This window comes from Nocardia sp. NBC_00416, from assembly GCF_036032445.1.
Taxonomy (GTDB): domain Bacteria; phylum Actinomycetota; class Actinomycetes; order Mycobacteriales; family Mycobacteriaceae; genus Nocardia.
In genome coordinates this window covers 5044318-5065876 of sequence record NZ_CP107932.1, presented here as the reverse complement: position 1 = coordinate 5065876, position 21559 = coordinate 5044318, and the positions used below count along the sequence as shown (strand labels likewise).

15 protein-coding genes are annotated in these 21559 nt (G+C 69.4%); 8 read left to right on the top strand and 7 right to left on the bottom strand.

Features of this window, described 5'->3' with window-relative positions:
- Positions 1-47: 47 nt before the first annotated feature.
- Together OG804_RS21760 and OG804_RS21755 are read right to left on the bottom strand one after the other, a co-directional pair.
- Positions 48-1151, bottom strand: coding sequence for a lysylphosphatidylglycerol synthase transmembrane domain-containing protein (locus OG804_RS21760; protein WP_328389326.1), 1104 nt, complete (start codon positions 1149-1151; stop codon positions 48-50).
- Positions 1152-1219: 68 nt separating this feature from the next.
- Positions 1220-2698, bottom strand: a complete 1479-nt coding sequence (locus tag OG804_RS21755) for an adenylate/guanylate cyclase domain-containing protein (RefSeq protein WP_328398603.1) — start codon at positions 2696-2698, stop codon at positions 1220-1222.
- Positions 2699-2930: 232 nt separating this feature from the next.
- Here OG804_RS21755 and OG804_RS21750 point away from each other — a divergent pair, with 232 nt between their 5' ends.
- Positions 2931-4253 (top strand): AI-2E family transporter, encoded by a 1323-nt coding sequence (locus tag OG804_RS21750; RefSeq protein WP_328389324.1) that lies wholly within the window; start codon positions 2931-2933, stop codon positions 4251-4253.
- 123 nt (positions 4254-4376) lie between these two features.
- Entirely contained in the window at positions 4377-5027 is a 651-nt protein-coding gene (locus OG804_RS21745) for a DUF1707 SHOCT-like domain-containing protein (RefSeq protein ID WP_328398601.1), read from the top strand.
- 18 nt (positions 5028-5045) lie between these two features.
- Here the strand turns inward: OG804_RS21745 and OG804_RS21740 are convergent, their stop codons facing one another.
- The 3 genes from OG804_RS21740 to trmB are packed head-to-tail and all read right to left on the bottom strand — an operon-like array spanning position 5046 to position 10315.
- Positions 5046-8768, bottom strand: a complete 3723-nt coding sequence (locus tag OG804_RS21740; protein ID WP_328389322.1) for an MMPL family transporter — start codon at positions 8766-8768, stop codon at positions 5046-5048.
- Positions 8769-9497 (bottom strand): NYN domain-containing protein, encoded by a 729-nt coding sequence (locus OG804_RS21735; protein WP_328398599.1) that lies wholly within the window; start codon positions 9495-9497, stop codon positions 8769-8771.
- Positions 9497-10315 (bottom strand): tRNA (guanosine(46)-N7)-methyltransferase TrmB, encoded by an 819-nt coding sequence (gene trmB / locus OG804_RS21730; RefSeq protein WP_328389320.1) that lies wholly within the window; start codon positions 10313-10315, stop codon positions 9497-9499. The genes OG804_RS21735 and trmB overlap by 1 nt, the downstream gene beginning before the upstream one ends.
- Positions 10316-10504: 189 nt before the next feature.
- On the opposite strand from trmB, the gene OG804_RS21725 reads away from it, so the two are divergent.
- From OG804_RS21725 to OG804_RS21705, 5 genes are all read left to right on the top strand, one after another.
- Positions 10505-11563 carry a GTPase domain-containing protein gene (locus tag OG804_RS21725; RefSeq protein WP_328389318.1) on the top strand — a complete coding sequence of 353 codons (1059 nt, stop codon included), beginning with the start codon at positions 10505-10507 and terminating at the stop codon, positions 11561-11563.
- Positions 11550-13118, top strand: a complete 1569-nt coding sequence (locus OG804_RS21720; protein ID WP_328389316.1) for a hypothetical protein — start codon at positions 11550-11552, stop codon at positions 13116-13118. The genes OG804_RS21725 and OG804_RS21720 overlap by 14 nt, the downstream gene beginning before the upstream one ends.
- 241 nt (positions 13119-13359) lie before the next feature.
- Positions 13360-15195 (top strand): phosphoenolpyruvate carboxykinase (GTP), encoded by a 1836-nt coding sequence (locus OG804_RS21715; protein ID WP_328389314.1) that lies wholly within the window; start codon positions 13360-13362, stop codon positions 15193-15195.
- 294 nt (positions 15196-15489) lie between these two features.
- Positions 15490-15672 carry a hypothetical protein gene (locus tag OG804_RS21710; protein ID WP_328389312.1) on the top strand — a complete coding sequence of 61 codons (183 nt, stop codon included), beginning with the start codon at positions 15490-15492 and terminating at the stop codon, positions 15670-15672.
- 341 nt (positions 15673-16013) lie between these two features.
- Complete coding sequence (locus OG804_RS21705) at positions 16014-16328, top strand: hypothetical protein (protein ID WP_328389310.1); 315 nt, start codon at positions 16014-16016, stop codon at positions 16326-16328.
- 3 nt (positions 16329-16331) lie between these two features.
- On the opposite strand, the gene OG804_RS21700 is transcribed toward OG804_RS21705, so the two are convergent.
- The gene (locus OG804_RS21700; RefSeq protein WP_328398597.1) at positions 16332-17057 is read right to left on the bottom strand and encodes a class I SAM-dependent methyltransferase; all 726 of its coding nucleotides are present in this window, start codon (positions 17055-17057) and stop codon (positions 16332-16334) included.
- Positions 17058-18242: 1185 nt separating this feature from the next.
- Between OG804_RS21700 and OG804_RS21695 the strand changes: the two genes are divergently transcribed.
- Complete coding sequence (locus OG804_RS21695; RefSeq protein WP_328389308.1) at positions 18243-19451, top strand: glycosyltransferase family 4 protein; 1209 nt, start codon at positions 18243-18245, stop codon at positions 19449-19451.
- Between the two features lie 20 nt (positions 19452-19471).
- On the opposite strand, the gene OG804_RS21690 is transcribed toward OG804_RS21695, so the two are convergent.
- Positions 19472-21427 (bottom strand): hypothetical protein, encoded by a 1956-nt coding sequence (locus OG804_RS21690; RefSeq protein ID WP_328389306.1) that lies wholly within the window; start codon positions 21425-21427, stop codon positions 19472-19474.
- Positions 21428-21559 lie beyond the last annotated feature (132 nt).

Sequence of the window (21559 nt, the reverse complement as noted above, 5' to 3'; positions counted from 1 at the left end):
GCACCACCGATCGCGTACCCCGGCCGGGACCGGATCGCCGCGCGGGCTCAGTTGTTGCGCTGGGAGAATTCCTTCTCGTACTCGTCGTCCTCGGCATTGCGGGTGCGGAACAGGAACGCGAAAACGATCCAGCCGATGATCGCGATCAATACGAAACTCACCAGCCGGTACACGAACGCGGCGGCGACAGCCTGCGCCGCCGGCAGTCCCGCGGCGGCGGTGAGGCCGTAGATCAGGGTCGCGTCGACATAGACGATTCCGCCCGGCGCGAACGGGATGGAACCGACCGCCTTACCCGCGGCGAAGGCGATCAGCAGTCCGGCCCACCGGGGATCCCCGCCGATCGCGTAGCAGGCGGCGCCCAGGCAGACCACGTCGGCGAGCCGGTGGACCACCGCCCACCAGGTCACCCAGGCGCCGTCCCGGGTGCCCAGCTGCACCGATTCGACCTGGTCGAGCATTTCCCGGAGCTTGTCGATACCGGTGTCCGCCGGACGTTTGCGCACCCGGTTGATCAAGATCAGAACCCGGCGCAACACTCCGCCGAGCGTGCCCGGATGCCGTGCGGCATAGTTGCCCGCCCACACCAGCGCCACCACCGCGGCCACCGACACGATGAGGTTGACCGGGCCGATCCGGCCACCCGCGAGCACGGTGCCGAGCACCCCGATCAGGGCCAGGCCCGCCGCGGAGACCACACCGGAGAAGACGAGCTGCCACGAGGCGACCACCGGGCTGGCGCCCCAGCGCCGGGTCTGCCGATAAGTGAACGCCGTGGAGAAAACCTGACCGGCCGGCAGAGTCACCGACATGGCCGTGGCGCCGTAGACGACCGCCACCGATTTGTGCTGGCCGACCTCGACGCCACCCGCGTGCAACAGCTGTTTCTGAACATGGCCGAACCCGGTCATGGAAAGCATCTGCGCGGCGATGCACACCGCTACCCAGCCCCAATGGATTTCGCTGAGTTTGCGCCACGATTCGTGTAATCGGGGCCACAGATAGAAAGCCTCACCGATCAGCAGCAACAGCACGATCGAAACGGCCAGCCATTTCAACCAGCCGAATTTCCGGCGGCGATTCTCAGGGGTTCCGGAGTCTTCGGCCGGGGGCACGGCAGCGGTACCCGCTGCATCACCGTTGGCCGTCACGGGCCCAGCCTAATGGACACCCCCCGCCGGAGTCCGCTGCCTGGTCCGATACCGCGACTGCGGCCGGATCAGCGGGTGGACCCGCTCGGCCAGGAAAGGCGGGTCTTGCGGCGCCGGCCGCGCAATTGCACTTCCTCACCCGCCGTCCAGTGCCGTTGCTCGCTGTCCTCGGCGAAATACAGCGCCGACCCGGAGGCCAGTACCCGGCCCGGATGATCCTTGGCCAGTTCGGTCAGTCGCGAGGCCTCGTTCACCGGGTCGCCGATCACGGTGTATTCGAAGCGGTTGGCGGCCCCGATATTCCCCGCGACCGCCAGGCCGGCCGAAACACCGATACCGATATCCAGCCCGGAAACCGTGCGCAGCGCCTCGCGCAGGTCACGGGCCGCGGCCAGGGCGGCGGTGGGCGCGTCCGGCCGGTCCAGCGGGGCGCCGAAAATCGCGAGCGCGGCGTCACCCACGAATTTGTTCACGAATCCGTGGTGGCGGTCGATGACATCGACTACGACCCGGAAGAATTCGTTGAGCAGGCTCACCACCTCGGTCGGCGGATGTTCCGCGGCGGTCGCGGTGGAACCGACCATATCCACGAACAGGACTGCCACGAATCGGGTTTCCCCGCCGAGTTCGGTGCCGTAATCGAGGGCCCGTTGCGCCACCTCGGCGCCGACGTGCTGACCGAACAGTTCCTGCAGCCGCTGGCGGGTCGCCGCCTCTTCCATCATCCGGTTGAAACCGACCTGCAGCAGGCCGATCTCGCTGCCGTCGAAAACTTCGACCTGCACGTCGCGGGCACCGTTCTGCACCTGGTCGATGGCCTGGCTGAGCTGGCGGACGGGGTCGGAGATACTGGACGCGGTCAGCATGGACAGCGCGAGCGCCTGCATGATCACCACACCGCAGAGCAGCAGAATCGACACCGCCAGCGATTGCGCCGAGAATTTGACGTCCGACGAGATCTGGGTGACGCACAGCAATACGATCGCGATGGTCGGGGCGAAGGTGCCCATTCCCCAGGTCATCGCCATCCGGGTGCCGACGCCCGGGGTGAGGGTGTGATCGAACCGACCGGCCGTGAGAGCCTCGGCCGCCACCGGTCGCAGAATGCGTTCACCGAGCATGTAGGTGAAACCGAACACGATGGTCGCGGCCATGCACTCGGTGATGATCACGGTGCCGGCCAGCGCCGGGGTCTCGGAGATGATCGCCGCGCCCAGCACTCCGCCGCCGAGAATCCACAGCGCCAGATGCAGAATCGCCTGCCGCAGCGGTGCGTGCAGGGCGGCCATCTGCTCCTGGCGGCTCGGCGGGCCGCCCCGCACCTGCCAGCGCATCACCGGCCGCAGCATGAGCGCCGAGGCGGCCACGCTGAGCACACCCCCGGTGAGGAAGACGATGGCGGGAACGAGCAGCCCGATCTGCCGGGTACCCGGCTCCTCGCCTTCGGGTACCGGCAACCCGTATTGGATGAACGCCCACACCAGTACGGCGCCGAAGGCGTTCGCGAGCAGCATCGAGGTCAGGTACAGGGGCCAGCGCGTATGCATGGTCTGTTTGACCGCTTCCAATGGCGCTGACACGCGTACCAATCTAGCGCCCGGCGCCGACCCTCCTGATGTTGCCGGGGTGGGGCGTTGCGCGTACCTTCGCGTTCGCTGCGGCGGTGCGCTGTGTGTGTACCTTCGCGTTCGCTGCGGCGGTGCGCTCTGTGCATACCTCTGCGGCCGTGCGCGGCGTGCGGGTGAGCTCCGCCCGGCTGCGCTCACTAGGCTCGGCCGGGTGACCGAGCCGAAACCAGCTGCTGCAGACGCCGTTCACCCGATCGTCCGGCAGACCGCCGAATGGGCGTGGCGGCTGCTGGTGATCTTCGCCCTGGTAGCGGTACTCGCGGCGGCGGTCCGCAGGCTGGACACCGTGGTGATTCCGCTGGCCATCGCCATGTTGGCGGCCGCGCTGCTCGCACCGCTGGTGAACTGGGTACAGCGGCGCGGGGTGCCGCGCGGGATCGGGGTCTTCGTCGCGCTGGTCGGCTCGCTCGGCCTGGTCGCGGGGGTGGTGACCTTCGTTGTGGAGCAGTTCGTGGTGGGTGTCCCGCAGCTGTCCGACGAGTTCACCCACAGCATCCACCAGGTCCAGGACTGGGCCATCAACGGTCCGATGCATCTGAGCGACGACCAGATCCGCAACGCCGGCGACGCGACGATCCGGGCCATCCAGTCCAATCAGGACACGCTCACCAGTGGCGCGCTCACCACCGCCACCATGATCGGGCATATTCTGACCGGCACCTTCCTGACGCTGTTCATCCTGATCTTCTTCCTCTACAGCGGCTACCAGATCTGGCATTTCGTCACCCGGATCGTGCCGCGGGCCCATCGGGAGCGGGTACGTACTGCCGGCGAACTGGGGTTCGGTTCGCTGGTGGGATTCGTCCGGGCGACGGTCGTGGTGGCCGCGGTCGACGCGATCGGCATCGGTTCGGGGCTGGCGCTTTTGGGGGTCCCGCTCGCATTGCCGCTGGCGTCGCTGGTGTTCATCAGCGCGTTCGTACCGATCCTCGGCGCCTTTCTGGCCGGTTTCGTGGCGGTGTTCATCGCCCTGGTGACCAAAGGTTTCGTGACCGCGCTGATCGTGCTGGGCATCATCGTCGCGGTGATGCAGCTGGAGGGGCATGTGCTGCAGCCGTTGCTGCTCGGGCGTGCCGTGCGGATCCATCCGCTGGCGGTGGTGCTGGCGATCGCCGCGGGGGTGGTTCTGGGCGGGATCGCGGGCGGTCTGCTGGCGGTGCCGCTGGTCGCGGTGCTCAACACGGCGATCCGTTCGCTGCTCGCCGAGGACCCCGAGGAAATGCTCGGCGAGCCGACACCGGACCGTAAAGGCATCTATGTCGCCGAACCCGATACACCCGAGGACGGTGACCAACTCGCGGGCGGGCCGGACATCGCGGGGCGTTTCGATCTCGGCGCACTGCTCGCCGAAGCACAGCGACGGCTGCCGATCGCGCGGACCGCCGACCCCGGCCCCGAACCGCGCCGAACCGATCCAGCGGACGAGCCGGGCGAGACCCTCGCCGGGAAGGAAATCGGAGGTCAGCGCGACTGAAGGAGGCGCTGGTCACCCCCGTATCCGGGAATGCCCTGATGCGGGATTCGGCCGGTGCTGGGTAATCTCGGACCTATGAACCGCCCCGATCCGGTATTCGACGGTGCGGGTCCCGGTAGCCAGGTGGGCAACCGGGACCTGCGTGTTTCCGATGCCGAACGGGAGCACGTCGGGGAACTGCTGCAGCGCGCGGTCGGGCTGGGGATGCTCTCGCTGGGGGAATTCACCGAGCGGATGGACACCGCGCTGGCCGCGAAGACCCGCGGCGAACTGAACTCGGTGCTCGTCGACCTCCCGGGTGTGCGGCTGATCGGTGAACCCGCGACCCGGCAGTCCGCGCACGGGCGGCCCGTTCCACTGCCGCGACCAGGTGATTCCGCGGGCTCGGCGCTGTCGGGAATGGTCCAGGGCGGGGTTATCCGGCCGCGGATGTCGGGAGTGAACCGCCGGGGCAACTGGCAGGTGGCGCCGGTACTGCGGGTCAACAGCTGGCTGTCCGGCGTGACGCTGGATTTCACCCAGGCGATCATGACCACCCAGGTGGTGGAGGTCCAGGTCGACGACTACGCCAGTTCGCTCACCCTGGTGGTGCCGCAGGAGGCCACCGTCGATCTGGACGGGCTGGAACTGGTCGGTTCCAGTGTGAACAACAGGGTGCGCAGCGGCCCGCCGATCGGCCCGCTGCACCTGCTGGTGCACGGCCGGGTCCGGTTCGGATCGGTCACCGCGAAACAGCCCTTCATGGCCCACTGGCGGCGGCTGCTCGGGAACTGATCCGCGCCTCGGCCGGAGCTAGTCCTGTTCGCGGCGGCGCAGCAGCTCGTTCACGCTGACCGAACGACCTTCACCGTGCTGATGCCGTCCGGCGTCGTCGACGGGCTGTCCGGGCTGTCCGGCCTGCTGGCGGCGCGCGGAACGCAAGCCGGCCATCCAGGATTCGATGCTGTTGCGTTCGCGCGGGTCCGGACTCTGCTGTGGACCGGGCTCTTCGGCGGACTGCTGAGCGAGGCTGTCGGGTCGCGGCCCGCGGGGGACGGGTCGCTCGGCAGGCCGGGTCGGCGGTTCCGGTGCGCGGTACTGCCCCGGCATCTCCGGTGGTTGTGCGCCGGGCACCCGCCGGGGGAGTTCGGGCAGGCCCGACGCCGGAGCGCCCGGAGTTCCGCTGCCGGGGTTGGAGATCCGCGGCATGGGACGTGGCTGCGAACCCTGGTCCTGCGGTGACCGCGGCGAGCCCGGCGGAATCGGTGCGGGTCGGCGGGGCGGGACCGGCGGCCGTGCGGGCCCCTGATCGGGCGCGGGCCGGGTACCGGACGGTTGCTGACCGGGGCCGGGCCGGGCGGGCGGGCGACTCTCGGGCGCGGGCGGGCGCGGCGGAGCGGGAGGCCTGGTCGGGCCTCCGGTGCGACCGGGCGCGCCGGGGATCCGCAGCGAACTCTCCGGCCGCGGCTGCGGCGGGGCGCCCGTGGTCCGCGCCTGCTGCGGGGTGGGGGGGACGGGGGGCGCGTCGGCCGGGGTCGGGTAGACCGTACGACCGGTCGCGTTCTGGCCGTCGGCGTCCTCGGTCGGTTCGGATGCGAAGAGCCCGCGCCGATTCGGGGAGGCGAAACCGGCCCGGCCCGGGGGCGGTCCGGTGGGCGGACGGCCCGGGGCGCCCGGTCCGGCCGGGGTGCGCTGAGCACCGGCCGGGGGAGCGGGTCGCTCCGGGCCGGGCGGGGTCGCCGGGGGCCGGCCCGGACCGGATTCGCTGCCCGGGACACGGCCGGGGGGCGGCCGGAAATCGTTGCGGGGTCCGCCGGGACCGCGTCCCGGCGCGCCGCGGTCGGGATCGGACGGCGCGGCGCCGGGGGCGCGGCCGGGCTCGGGGCGGGCCGGCGGCCGTCCCGGCCCGGATCCGGCCGGGAGATTCGCACTCTGCTCCGGTCCGCCGGGGACGCGTCCCGGAGGAGATTGCGGTCCGTGGGCGGGTGCGCTGGGCCCCTCGGTGGGCGGCTGGGCGCCCCGGCTCGCGGTGCCGGGTTCGTCGGTCGTACCGGGTCCGGATTCACCGGCGCCGGGACCGTCGCCCGCCTGAGCGGCCCGCGGTCGGGTCGGATCCGGCGCGCTCGGCATCGGTTTCTTGGGTGCGGTCGGGCCGGCGGGTGCTTGTTTGCGTCCGCCCTTGCGCGAAGCCTTGGGCACCGCCTGCATATGCGCGGTCGGCGCGGCGGCCTCGATCTCCTCGCGAGTGCGTTTGAGCACCGGTGTCCGGCGTTGCTTCTCGTTCCCGACCGCGGGCATCTGCATGGTCACCGGATCGGTGACGGGGGTGGTCTTGACCAGGTCGACCACATCGCCGCCGCCGGGACGCTCATCGTCCAGGATGGGTTCGCCCAGGCCGATCTTCTGCTGGATGCGTTTCATCCAGGCCGGGGCCCACCAGCAGTCGTCGCCGAGCAATTTCATGGTCGCCGGGACGAGCAGCATCCGCAGGATCGTGGCGTCGATGATCAGCGCGGCGATCATGCCGTAGGCGATGTACTGCATCATCACCAGATCGGAGAACGCGAACGCGCCGGTCACCACCAGCAGGATCAGCGCGGCGGCGGTGATGATGCGGCCGGTGTGCGCGGTGCCGATGCGGACCGCTTCGGTGGTGGAGGCGCCCATCGCCCGGGCTTCCACCATGCGCGAGAGCAGGAAGACCTCGTAGTCGGTGGACAGGCCGTAGATGATCGCGATGATCAGCACCAGGACCGGGGACATGATCGGCTGCGGGGTGAAGTTCAACAGCCCCGCGCCGTGCCCGTCGACGAATATCCAGGTCAGGATGCCGAGAGTGGAGCCCAGCCCGAGCGCGCTCATCAGCGCCGCCTTGATGGGCAGCACCAGCGACCCGAAGGTCAGGAACATCAGCACCGTGGTCACCAGGACCACCAGCGCGATCATCAACGGGATCCGGTCCAGGAGCGCGTCGATACTGTCCATCTGCAGCGTCGGCTGACCGCCGACCAGCATCGTCACATCGTCGGGGACCTCGATCGAGCGGAGATAGTCGACGGTCGGCTCGTAGTTCTCGGAATCGAGGAGGGTCGCGCTGCTGCGGAACAGATCCTTGCGCTCGGGGGATTGGGAGGGAACCGAGAAACCGGAGGAGTCCGCCAAGCCGGGAGCCTTGTCGGCCTCCTTCATCACCTTGGCGATCGACCTGGTGTTCTCGCCGATGAAGATCAGCTGGATCGGATCGGATTGGCGCAGCGGGAAGGTCTGGTCGAACTCCTCCTGCGCGATCCGGGTCGCGTTGTCGGGCGGCAGGTAGCGTTCGCTCATACCGCCGAAGGCCAGGTTCTTCACCGGAATGATGAGCAGCAGCAGCAGGACGCAGATCGGGATGGCGATCTTGAGCGGATGCTGCATGACCCAGGTGGTGGCCCGGCCCCAGAAGCTGGACTCCACCTCCTCGGCGGATTTGGTCTTACGGATCTGCTTGAAGCTGAGCATGTCCACCCGCGGGCCCAGCACACTCAGCATGGCGGGCAGCAGGGTGATGGAGCCGAGCGCGGCCAGCGCGACGGTGGCGATGGTGCCGTAGGCCATGGACTTCAGGAAGCCCTGCGGGAACAGCAGCAGACCGCCGAGGCTGGCGATGATCATGGTCGCCGAGAACATGACGGTACGTCCGGCGGTGATCACCGAACGCCGGACGGCGGCCGGGGTGTCGTAACCCTCGGCGAGTTCCTCTCGGAACCGGCTGACTATGAAAAGTCCGTAGTCGATGGCCAGGCCGAGGCCGATCATCGAGACCACCGCCCCGACGAACGAGTTCACCTCGGTGACCTTCGTCAGCATCATGATGATGCCGTTCGCGCTGATGATGGTCAGACCGCCGATGATCAGCGGGAGCGCGGCGGCCACCACACCGCCGAAGATGAAGAACAGCAGGATCCCCACGGCGGGGATGGCCAGGATCTCCATCCGCTTCTGGTCGTGGGCCATGGTGTCGTTGAGCGTCCCGGCCACCGGTTGCAGACCCGCGACCTGCACATCGATGCCGTCGATGAAGAAAACATCCTTGACCGCGCGATAGTTGCGGACCATCTCGGTGTCGTTGCTGCCGACGATCGCGATGGACGCGAACGTCTTGGTTTTGTCCGGGGACCCGAACACCGAGGGCTGGGATTCGCCGGTTTCGGTTTTCCAGTAGGCGCCGTTGATCTTCGCGATCTGGTCCGGATGCTCCCTGGGCAGCCGGTTCAGACTGTCGACGATCTTGTCCCGGAACGCGGGATCGCTATCGACGGTCTGGCCTTCGGGCGCGGTGTACAGCACCAGCACATCGGCGTTGTGGTCGCGGCCCCACGCCTCGTCGGAGAGCTCGGCGGCCGCGACCGACTCCGAGTTCGGATCGAACAACCCGCTGGAGCTGAGGTGGTCCGCCAGCCCGAGACCATAGGCGCCCAGGCCCAGCATCCCTGCGACAACGACTCCGATAACGGCGAAACGCAGCCGATAGACCAGATCGCCCCAGCGGGTGAACACTTAAGCGACTCCTTGTGCGGGGCGAGAGGTGAGTAGCGCCGACAGCGGCCGGAACGGCTGCAGCCAAGCACCCTCGTCGGGCAGCGAATCGAGGCTCACCCGCGGTAGGGGTTCACGGAAAACACCCGGGATGTCCTCGAGGTCGACAAAGTCGAGAGTATCGGATGTTACTGCCCAACTCGCGTGCTCGCGGAAGCCGAGCACCTGAACAGGGATGCCCTCGGTGGCCAGCTGCTCGAGCGGCTCCCGGAACGCCTGGCCGTCGGCCGAGGCCACGATGATCCCGGCCAGGCCCGAGCCCCGGGTGCGCTGGGCGATATGGCCGAGCATGTCCGAATCGACGTCGGAATCCTCGTCGATCTTCGGTTTCGCGAAAACGGCATAACCGACATTGCGTAGGGCCTCGACCCAGGGCCGGACCACATCGGCGGTGCCGGGGGCGATATTGGTGAAAACGGTCGCCTCGGGTTCCAGCCGCTGCTTGTCGCCGCTGGAGAGCTCGGCGGTGCGCGCCAGCAGCCACCGGCCGAGCGCGTCGAACCGCGGCCGGTAGGCGGCAGTGGGCCGACCTCCGAGGATGGCGCCCAGGCCCATATCCAGGTTCGGCGCGTCCCAGACCAGCAGGACTCTCCGGAGACCGTCCGCATCGGACCCTTCCGGCTCATTGCCGGATTCGTGCAGACTTTCGGCAACCTCGTCGCCGGCCGGGGCCATCTCACTGACGCTCATCATTCGATCTTGCCCCATATGAACTCGTTGATCGCACTACCGGCCCGATGTGCCTTGCCCTCGAATTTGGTGACCGGGCGCTCGAAACCGATCGGCGCGGAGTCGCGATGGTCGGCGCTCACCCCGCCGGTGGTCTCGTTCAGGCCGATGAGCAGGGGTTCGGCCGCACCGACTTCCGCGATGTGCTCGGCGTAGCCGGCGTGGTCGGTCGCCACGTGCAGAACCCCGCCGGGCCGCAGCCGGTCCGCGATGAGCGTGAGGGTGGCCGGTTGCAGTAGCCGGCGCTTGTGATGGCGGGCCTTGGGCCACGGGTCCGGGAAGAACACACGCACGCCGGTCAGCGATCCGGGAGCAATCATGTTCTCGAGCACATCTACCGCATCGCCGCGCAGCAGCCGGATATTACCGATCTCCTCGCGCTCGATCCGCTGGACGAGCTGTGCCAGTCCGGGCTGGTAGACCTCGATGCCGATGAGATTCAGGTCCGGTTCGGCCTGAGCCATGGCGGCGGTCGCGGTACCTGTTCCGCAGCCGATCTCGATGACCAGCGGCGCCGCACGGCCGAACCAGGCGGCGGCGTCGAGCGGTTCGTCGGCGACCTCGCGGCCGAGTGTCGGCCAGTTGCGATCCCAGGATGCCTGCTGGTTGGGGGTCAGCGCGCCGCGCCGGGAACGGAAGCTGGTGACCCGCGGATAGAGCCGGGACCCGGCGTGCCGTCGCCGCGGGCCTCCGGTGTCGCCGGAGGTTTCCGACAGTGCCACCGGAACGGACTCGGAGCGGGGGTGCACGGCGTCGTTCACAGCCCTATTGTCCAGCATGGCCGGTTCCGGGCCGCAGCGGACCGGCCGGGCCTACCCGTTGGTAGGAGGGACCCGGTCGTCACCCGGCGCGTCACTGCCCTCTTCTGACAGAATGCGCACCGGAAGAAGGGGGCGCGGCGGGTGTCGGCAGCACAGGGATCGGACAGGTATATGCGTGAGGCGGGGGCGGCGGATCCGCTGGAGCGAATGATTTCCACGCTCCGGATGGGCGACGGCGCGGACGCCGGGATCGCGAACGGTATCGAGGCCGCGGCGCAGCGCTGGCGGACCCTGCCCCGGGCGCAGGTCGCGGGGCGTACCCGGGCCGGACGGACCACCGTGGCCAAAGCGCTGGGCCTGCAGCACGGGGTGGAGACCGCGCCGGTCGACGAGCCGGGCTTTCCCGATCCCGTACTGGACGCCGATATCGTCGTCTACGTATTGGCCAGTACCCCGTCGCCGGGCGACCGGCGACTGCTCGCGTCGCTGCGGCCCGAACGCACGATCCTGGTGCTGAACAAGGCCGACGCGATCGGCACCGGCTGGGCCGACGCGGTGGAGGCGGCCCGGCAGTACGCCCGGGAATTCGGCCTGCCGACATTTCCGATGGTCGGATCGCTCGCCGCGCGGACCGTGTCCGGAGCGTTCCAAGAGTCCGATCTCGCGCTGCTGCGCAGGCTGGCGGAGTCCGGCTCCGCGGTGACCGTATCCGCCGAGGCGTTCGTCTCGCCGGCTGCCGGGCCCGATACCGCCGACCGCACCGAACTGCTGGAGCGCTGGGATCTGTACGGGCTGGCCTGCGTCCTGGCCGCTCTCGAACGGGAACCGGATCTGGCGCCCCGGACCGTGCTGCAGATCCTGCACACGATCAGCGGGATCGAACCGGTCGCGCGGTTGCTGGGCCAGCGCTATCAGCAGGCGATATCGCGGCGCGCGGGCACTCTGATCGACGAACTGACCCGGCTGGCGGCCCGGGCCGTCCCGCACGGGCAGAGCCGGGCTCGGGCGTTGATCACCGAGTATCTCGATACCGACGAAGCCCGGTGGCTCGCGTTGTGCGGCGGGCTGGTCGACCCCGAGGTCTCGCATCTGGCGGCCGGATACGCCCGGCCCGAGCCCGACGACGCCGACGACGCGCTGGCCCGGGCCGTGCGGTGGCGGGCGGTGGTCGCGGGCGAGATGTCCCCGGCGGCGCGCCGGGCGGCCGTGCGGGTGCACAACGGATACGTCCGCATGTGGGAACGGATGAGCAGTGTCGGACTCTGACCAGGGTCCGGTATCCGGGTCCGGGGGTCCGTGGCACGCGGATTCCGAGGAGGTCGCGGCGGAGCCGACGCCCGTGATCACGTTGCCCGACCCGGTCGCGGAGGTGGTGGCGCGCTGGAATCCGCAGGGTATGGCATTGCTGCGCACGATGACCGTCTCCGGCACCGCGGCTGAGGTGCGGCTCATCGGCTCCGACGACGCCAATACCGCGCTGCTGCGCACCGAACTGACCCGCTTCGAACCGCGGATCGACCTGAGCGCGCCGTCGTCGGATCCGTGGGTGAGTGCGGCGCCCGGGACGGTGGTGCTGCTCGTCCTGGACGCCGGTGTGGTGATCGGCGCGGCGGAACTGGACACCGTGCGGCGGCTCTGTGACGACGGGGTCCGGGTGCTGCTCGTCCTGAACGGAACGCATGCGCACAAGGACTGGCAGTTGGTCCGTGACCGCAGCGCCGAGCTGCTGGTCGCCGCCGGGCTGGACTGCGAGATCGTGCCGGTATCGGCCCGGCTGGCCCTGACCGCCCGGACCTCGGCCGATTCGGGGTTGCTCGACCGTTCCGGTCTCGCGGCCCTGCACGCCCGTCTCGTGGCGCTCACCACCGACACCGCGACCGCCGCCGCACGTCGCGCCGCGGCGGCGGCGCAGGTGGTCGCGGGTACTCGGGAGCGCATCGCGCAGGAGGAGGCGATGCTGCGGTCGGGAACCGAGACCGAACTGCTCCGGGCCGAACGATCCCGGCTGCTCGCCGACCGCGACGGCGGTCGGGCCGTGGCCGTCTCCACACTGCGCGCACAGCTCAATCTGGCCCGGGTGGATCTGCTCACCCAAGTCGGTTCCCGGGTCCGCGCACTGCATGCCGAGGCGCGGTCCGAACTCGACCGGATGGACCGGGCGGGCCGCCGTGACTTCCCGGAACGGCTGCGGCAGGCGGTCGGTCAGCTGACCGCGACGGTCGATCTGGATATCGCCGCGCGGCTGACCGAACTGCGCGTGCGAGCGGCCGCGGCGGGGCCCGCGGGCGGGGAACCGCTGGATGAGACACACGGGCTCCGGTACGAACCGGCGCCCACGCTCGGCCCGGATCCGCAACCCCGCCGCGGGGGTGTCGAAGATCACCTGATGATCGTTCTGGGCGCCTCGGCCGGGGTGGGTCTGGGACGTCTGATGGTGTCCCCGCTGGCTCTCCTGCCCGCCCTGGACGCGGCCAGTATCCCGGTCACCCTGCTGCTCGGCGCGGGTGCGGCCGCCTGGGTGGTGCGGGCCCGCCGTCAGCTCGCCGACCGCGACCATCTGCGGCAGTGGGTGGCCGACGCGGTCGCGAATGTGAAAGCCCAGCTCGAGCAGCGGGCGGTGACCGCGCTGGTGGAAACCGAAACCGAACTCGCGGACGGCATGGTGCGGGCGGCCGCGGCGAGTATGGTCGGGGTGGATCGGCGGGTCGCCGAACTGGAGTCGGCGCTGCGCCGGGCCACCACCGGACAACCCGGTCGGCTGGCCGCCTGCGCCCGTGACCGGCAGATACTGGAGCAGTGGGCGCCGGCGTCCGGAAATTAGTTTGTTCACCCCTATTGATCGGCAACCCGATTCCATAGGGGGCGCAATACCGCGTTAACCTCTAGACAGGAACCTGGGCGTCCGCTTCGCCCTATGTACACCGCCACGATCCGGGGGTGTACACGACGGGCCGTTGCGGAAGCCTCACCCGCCAATGGTGGCGCTAGGTGTTTTCGCGCTGGTCACGGGCCCATGGGCCAGGGCGGAGGCATTTCACGCCGCCCATTTCAGGAGAGTTTTCATGACCTCAGCGACCATTCCCGGTCTTCGTGGATCCGACGGCACCGCGCCGACCGAACACAGCGAACTGCTCGCCTGGGTTCAAGAGGTCGCCGAACTGACTCAGCCGGAGCGAGTCGTCTGGGCGGACGGTTCCGACGCGGAATGGGACCAGCTCACCACGCAGCTCGTCGCGGCGGGCACGTTCCAGAAGCTCGACGAGAAGAAGAAGCCGAACTCGTTCCTGGCTTTATCCGATCCTTCCGACGTGGCCCGGGTCGAATCGCGCACTTTCATCTGTTCGAAGACCGCCGCCGACGCCGGGCCGACCAACAACTGGGTGGATCCCGCCGAGATGCGCGCCACCATGACCGAGCTCTACCGGGGCTCGATGAAGGGCCGCACCATGTACGTGGTGCCGTTCTGCATGGGCCCGCTGGGCGCGGACGACCCGAAACTCGGCGTCGAGATCACCGACTCGGAGTACGTCGTGGTCTCCATGCGGGTGATGACCCGGATGGGACAGGCGGCGTTGGATTTGCTGGGCACGGATCGGCCCTTCGTGAAGGCACTGCATTCGGTGGGCGCGCCGCTGGCCGAGGGCCAGGCCGATGTGCCGTGGCCGTGCAACGACACCAAATACATCACCCACTTCCCCGAGGATCGCGAGATCTGGAGCTACGGCTCCGGCTACGGCGGGAACGCGCTGCTCGGTAAGAAGTGCTATTCGCTGCGGATCGCCTCGGCCATGGCCCACGATGAGGGCTGGCTGGCCGAGCACATGCTGATCCTCAAGCTGATCTCCCCGGAGGACAAGGCCTATTACGTCGCGGCGGCCTTCCCGAGCGCCTGCGGTAAGACCAACCTCGCCATGATCCAGCCGACCGTGCCGGGCTGGCGTGCCGAAACCCTGGGCGACGATATCGCCTGGATGCGGTTCGGCAAGGACGGCCGCCTGTACGCGGTGAACCCGGAGTTCGGTTTCTTCGGTGTCGCGCCCGGCACCAACCGGTCGTCCAATCCGAATGCCATGGAGACGCTGGAAGCCGGTAACACCGTCTACACCAATGTCGCGCGCACCGATGACAACGATGTGTGGTGGGAGGGTCTCGAGGGCGAGCCCGATCATCTGATCGATTGGAAGGGCAACGACTGGTATCTGCGGGAGACCGAGACGCTGGCCGCGCACCCCAACTCGCGCTACTGCACCCCGATGTCGCAGTGCCCGACCCTGGCGCCCGAATGGGACGACCCGCAGGGTGTGCCCATCTCGGCGATCCTGTTCGGCGGCCGCCGCAAGACCACGGTCCCACTGGTCACCGAATCCTTCGACTGGCAGCACGGCGTGTTCATGGGTGCCACCCTGTCGTCCGAGCAGACTGCCGCCGCCGAGGGCAAGGTCGGCACCGTGCGCCGCGATCCGATGGCCATGCTGCCGTTCCTCGGCTACCACGTGGGCGACTACCTGGGCCACTGGATCAACCTCGGCAAGAACGCCGACGCGGCCAAGCTGCCCAAGATCTTCTACGTGAACTGGTTCCGTCGCGGTGACGACGGCCGGTTCCTGTGGCCGGGCTTCGGCGAGAACTCCCGCGTGCTGGAGTGGATCATCGGTCGGATCGAGGGTTCCGCCGATGCCGAGAGCACCGCGATCGGTCATGTGCCGACAGCCGCCCAGATGGATCTGGCCGGCTTGGACGTGGACGCGGCCGATGTCGACGCGGCGCTCGCGGTGAACGTCGACGAGTGGCGGGCGGAGATCCCGCTCATCGAGGAGTGGTTCGAGTTCGTCGGCGACAAACTGCCCTCCGGCGTGCGCGACGAGTTCGAGGCCCTCAAACAGCGCGTGCAGGAGTAGCTGACCGTCCGGGCTGCCGAGCCCGACGTCATGGCACGATTTCCGGATACGACCCGCGGTGGATTCGATTCACCGCGGGTCGTGCTGTGTCCTGGTCCGGGGCCGTGCCGCCTGTGGATCGGGAACCGGTTGGAGCGGGAGCGGGATCCCGGCGGATATGTGCCTTATTCTGAAAGTGTCCTGAATCTCACGACCACGCAATTCCGATTGCCGGATTGTCCTTCTATCCCCTGATCGGCTCACCCGTCGCGCGATCCGTGGCCGAGTCGATCGCCCCCGAGAGGTGGTTGGAACATGGCCGACGGATTCGTCCCCTCGGAGTCCTGTGACGATCTTCCGGTGAGCACACCGTTGCATCGCGCCGCGGGGCGGCTGCAATCGGCGCTGCCGGACGGCTGGCAGGTCGAGGTCGTGGATGCCGCGGAGTCCGGCTCGGACGCCCAGCCTGTGCTGCGGGCGTTGCTGGCTACCGATTAGTTTGCTACACGAATAGTTTCTCGGCGCTCATCGAGATGACCTGCCGTAACCCTTCTTTCGCATGCGCGGCGTTGCGCCGTGCCGGAAACCCTGTCGTGTGGCAGAGTTTCGTGCGGCACGGGTTTCGTCTTGTGCGCGAAGCGAACTCGTGAACTGCCCTTTTCGTCCGTGACCGTTCCGGACGTCGTCGTGGGCCGTCCAATTCCCCCGAAATCCGACCTCGCGGTTCGTGTTTCATCGAACGCACTATTGCGTTTTGTTGCTGGTGGGCGCATGATGTTAGCCAGATATCAGCTCGCTCCATTCATCGAACCGAATACCCGCGATTGGGAGAGGCGTTCATGGCGGTGCAAGTGATCGGCCGGGCGTTGATGACCAGCGACCAGACCGACCATCAGGCGAAAAGCGTTGGCAGTGGCGGTTGGGTCGTCTCGTTCCTACCGGGACGCACTTTGACCACGGAGCAGGCTATGGCGGCCATGCAGGCGGCCGAGGCCGTGGCCGTGGTCGGCGGCCTGGCCGACCTGGTCGGGCTCACCACTCTCGAAACCGTGGGGCTGGCCATTCAGGAATCACCCTGGCGGCGGGCCGAACCGGTGGTCCGCAGCGGCTGGCGCGGTCGCGTCGAACGCAGCCGGGCGCAACTGGCGCTGTAACGATCAGCCGGGTTTGGTCGCGACCACCACGAGATTGCTGACCAATAACTCCCGGATGCCCGGTACCCGCACCAGCCACCATGCCCACCGCGGGTGATACCTGGGGAACAGTGTGTACACCTGCGCGGATGTGCGCCGTGACCAGCGCACACCGTCCGCCGCGCGGACCGCGAACAGGGAGGTGCCGAAGCGGTTCTTCGGTTCCCGGCCGTGTCGGCGGCGGTACCGTCGCGCGGCGTACTCCCCGCCGAAATAGTGCCAGGGTCCGGTCTCGTGGCCGCCGAACGGGCCGAGCCAGATCGTGTAGGACAGCACGATCATGCCGCCCGGCCGGGTGACCCGGACCATTTCATCGGCCATCCGCCACGGGTCCGGGACATGTTCGGCGACGTTGGAGGAGAAACAGACATCCACCGCGTCGTCCCGGAACGGCAGCGCCATCCCGGAGCCGCGGACTGCCGCGGGCACCGAGATACCCGCCGCGTGCATCTCCGAGGGGTCGGGCTCCACCGGGATGTAGCGGGCGCCGGCGCGGGCGAACTCGTCGGCGAAATAACCCGGGCCGCCCCCCACATCCAGAACCGTGGCGCCGGTCAGATCCCGGCCGGTGAGATCGGCGTAGAAATCGGCGATCAGGTGGGCGCTGTCGGTCGCGATACCGCCGTAGAACCGTGCGGGATCGGTCTGTTCGAAGCGGAAACTGTTCAGCAGGCGCAGCGACCGGCGCACCGAGGCCCGCCGGGCGAACCGGAAACGCTTCGGCGCAGGGCGCGGGGCCGGATCACGCCGCTGGGCACCGGGCGGGCTGATGATCGCGGCGACCTCGCTGCCGGCGGTCGGTATCCGGTCCACAGTTGATTCCTCGGCCTCGAGCACGATGCCGAGTCTCGCATATTGTGGTCGGCGACAAATCCCGCCATCCGCCGGCACGGCCCGCCCGGCGCCGGGGCGACAGAGTGCAGGAGCCCGGTGACTGCGGAAAGCCCTGCCGAGCGGGTGAGCCGTCGAGCACCGGCGTAGGTGTGGCTTCCGCAGGCGCTCATAGTCCGCGAGGTGTGCACAACCTGCGAAGACCCGCTCCCCCGCGCCGTCTCCGGACGGCCGCCTGCCGTGGTCGAGCCCGCCCCGGTTCCGGCGCGGGTGCCCGCGGCCATCCGGAGCAGGTGACCTACTGAGCGCGGGCCGTTGCCGGTCCCCACAGGTGTTCACAGTGCGCCACCGCCGGGATGCCATGTTCGACCGGACGGTCGGCATCCGTGCTCGGGGCCGCCTCCGACGCGCGTGCGGAAGGCCGTCCGAGGAGACGCGCTGTTGCGTAGTCGCCGGCCGTGATCTCTGTGGATGCCATGGCCGGTCTGTCTGCCGCCTGGTTTCTTGTCCGGATGGTTAGGTTCTGTGGTCGGGGCCGGCTCGGGTTCGGGAGCGCGCGTGGAGGAGTGTCCGAGGAAATGGAGCTGTCTTGCCGCGGCGGGTCGGTGACCGCCGGCATGGTGCCCGCGGCGTTGTCGCGGCCGATTTCCTGGCATGAGGCTTCCGCCGCCCATCCCGGGTCCGCAGTACCCGGCCGTGATTTCCGTAGATGCCATGGCCGGTCTGTCCACCTCCTGATTTCTTGTCCGGATGGATACCTTCCATGGTCGGGGCCCGCCCCGGTTCTGGAGCGACGGAGCGAAGGAGCGCAGCGACTGAGCGTAGGAGTGAAGAACCGGGGTTGACGAGGGCCCCGACCCGCGCCGCCGAAGGCGGCGCCATAAATAAGGAGCGCAGCGACTGAGCGTAGGAGTGAAGAACCGGGGTTGACGAGGGCCCCGACCACGCCCCGCCGGAGGCGGGGCAATATGCACAGCAGCGTTAAGGTGTATCGCGATGCCGATGTCCCGTCCGCGGGACCCGAACCGACCGGAGAAGCCCCACGTGCGCGAAGTACTTCTGCTCTGCTGGCGTGATACGGGTCATCCACAGGGCGGCGGTAGCGAACGGTACCTGGAACAGGTGGGCGCGCAGCTCGCGGCTCACGGAGTGAAGGTGACGTTGCGTACCGCCGGTTACCCGGGCGCGCCCAGGCGGGCGCGGATCGACGGTATCGATATCAGCCGGGGTGGGGGCCGTTTCACGGTGTATCCCCGCGCGCTGGCGGCGATCGCGTTAGGTCGGCTGGGTCTGGGCCCGCTCAAGGGTGTGCGACCGGACGCGGTGATCGATACCCAGAACGGCATCCCTTTCTTCGCTCGGCTGGTGTCGGGCGTGCCGTCGGTGGTGCTGGTGCATCACGGGCATCGGGAGCAGTGGCCGGTGGCGGGCCGGCTGGTGGGTCGGATCGGCTGGTGGATCGAATCGACCCTCTCGCCCCGGGTGCACCGGGCCGACCAGTACCTGACCGTCTCGCTGCCCTCGGCCGAGGAGTTGGCGACGCTCGGGGTCGATCGGTCGCGCATCGCGGTGGTTCGCAACGGCGCCGAGCCGGTGCCCGCGCATGTTCCCACCGGGACCGCCGGCGTCCGTTCGGCCGAGCCTCGCGTGGTGGTGCTGTCGCGGCTGGTTCCGCACAAGCAGATCGAGGACGCGCTCACCGCGGTCTCCCGGTTGCGGTCTCGGATCCCCGGGGTGCGGCTGGACGTGATCGGCGACGGCTGGTGGGCGGGCAAGTTGAAGGATCAGGCCGCTGCCCTCGGCATCGCCGACGCGGTGACCTTCCACGGCCATGTCGACGAGGGTCGCAAACACGAGCTGCTCGCTCGGTCGTGGGTGCATGTGCTGCCGTCGCGTAAAGAGGGCTGGGGCCTGGCGGTCATCGAAGCGGCACAGCACGGTGTCCCGACTGTGGGGTACCGGTCCTCGCGCGGGCTCACCGATTCGATCGTGGACGGCGTGACCGGGGTGCTGGCCGATGATGCCGACCAGCTCGCCGCCATCGTCGGTGATCTGCTCGAGGACGCGACGGCGCGCACGATCATGGGGGAGAAGGCTCGGGCCCGGGCTCGGGAGTTCTCTTGGGAGCACACCGCTTCGGGTGTGCGTCGAGTGTTGGCGGCGGCCGCGGCGGGCCGGCGGATCAGCGGGCTGATCTCGCCGGGTGAGGATTCGGCGGACAGTCCGCAGACCGAACTCCCGGCCGGGGTCTGACCGAGACGGATCTGTCGATCTCAGTGCTCGAATCGCCGGGCCAGGCTGCTGTACCCGTAGGCGACGAGTGGAGCGATCAGCAGGAGCGCCCAGAGGATATGCGCGGCGACCACCAGGGATCGGTGTTCCGGCGCGGGACGCGGGTGCACATCCGGGACCTGGTAGAGGGTGAGTTCGGGGGTGCTGTGCACCTGCCGCAGTTGGGCGAGGGTGGCCGCCGAATCCCCGTGCGGGCCGGGGGTGTCCTGCTCGACGACGACCCACCCAACCCCGAGCCGGGCCAGTTCGGTTGCCGGGCCGCCGGTGAGCAGGAGATCCTCGACGGTCTGGGCGCGGGCGCCCTCGCCGGTCACGGTCTCGCCGCGGACGGGCAGGGCACCGGTCTGCAGTACATCGCGCGGCAGCATCCGCGGTGCCGGATCCAGGACCGGGGCCGACCCGGAGTACGGGAAGCGACGGAACATGCCGCCCGGTAGGACCGCGATATCCCCGGGCCCGTCGATTCGTCCGGCGACCTCGCTCCAGGAATCCGGGTAGTCGATCGCGCGCATTTGCCCGCTCACGCCCCAGCCCAGATCCAGCAGCGGGAAGGTGAGCGCTCCGATGAACAGCACGGCGAGCAGGGGAGCCCAGCGGGGCGCCTCGCCCGCGGGAGCGCGGCGACTCGCGGATCCGCTGTCGTCGTCTGTCCGGCTTTCGGCGCTGCCCTCGGACGGCTGATCCGCGCCGGCGGACCCGATACTCCACTTCGCTCGTGCGGAGTCGGAGAATCTCAGGCAGGCCGCCGCGGCGCAGAGGGCGTACCCCGGCACGGCCAGCGCCACGAACTTCTGGGTGTCCCGGAGCAGCCCGGCGCCGGGCACCTCGACGACCAGCCATTCCATGACCGCCAGCCCCGGCGGAGTGGCCGCCAGCGCCGGGAGCACGACTGCCGCCGCGGCCAGAACCAGCAGGATCCGGCGGACCCGGGTCCGTCCGGGATCGCCGTCCGCCGCGGCCACCCGCCGGATACCGAGCAGCACGACGGCCAGCAGCAGGACAGTCGCGATCGCGGCGAGCGGTGTCGTCCGCGAGCCCGGCACGGCCTCGGCGTTCCAGATACCGCCCAGCCCGGCGAGGCTGCCCACGGTCGCGAGCCAGGGTTCGGCGCGGGCGGCGAAGGCCGTCACCCCGGCGGGATCGGACGGCTCGGCCGCGACACCCGAGACGGCGGTGGCCGTCAGCCATGGAATGGAGGCGAGCGCGGCCAGGGTGAGTACTCCGGCGAGCCGTCGCCACCCGGCGACCGTCACGGCCACGATCCCGGCGAGCAGCGCGCCGGTCGGGGTGAGGCCGGCCGCGGCCAGGCAACCGGCCAGCGCGGCCCAGGTCCGGTAGCGGTCGGAGCGGGGCGGGGCGGCGGTCGGATCGGCGTCGGTTCGCGGGGTGGTTTCACCGCGCTCGTCGGTCGCGTGGCCCGCGCTCGGTGGGAAGGGACCGGGCAGGTTCGGCGCGATCCGAGCCCGGGCGGTGGTCCGCAGCCGAAATGCGGCGAGCGCGGTCCAGGGGAGCGCCGCGTAGCCGGTGAGCAGGCTCCAGTGCCCCTGGAGGAGTCGTTCGGCGACGAAAGGGTTCCAGACCACCAGCGTGGTCGCGACCAGTTGGGCGACGAGCGGGACGCCGAGTAGTTCCCGGACCAGGACGGCCGCGCCGTAGCCGGCGGCCCAGAGCGCCGCCAGCAGGATGATCTTCACGAGCAGACCGCCGTCGATCACCGTCGAGAGCGCGGCCAGCAGTCCGTCCTGGGGTACGGCACGCGGTGCCGCGTCGCCCAGGCCCAGGGCGGCGTCGGTCGGATAGGAGCGCGGGGTGCTGACGGCATCGCGGAGCAGTAGGTAACCGGGCCGCAGCAGGGGCGCCGTGATCAGGAGTGTGAGCAGCAGGCTGTAAGCGGCCGGGAGCCAGAACGTCCACCGGCCAGTTCGTTGCGCACCCACGGCCAGACACCCTACGTTCGTTCGCCGCGCCGGGGCGGACCGGTATCCGCGCCGGGCCGGGTGGGAGACTTGCGCACGTGCAGTCCGTTCGCCGTCTTCCCGCCGTGGCGGACATGACCCTGGTGACCGCGG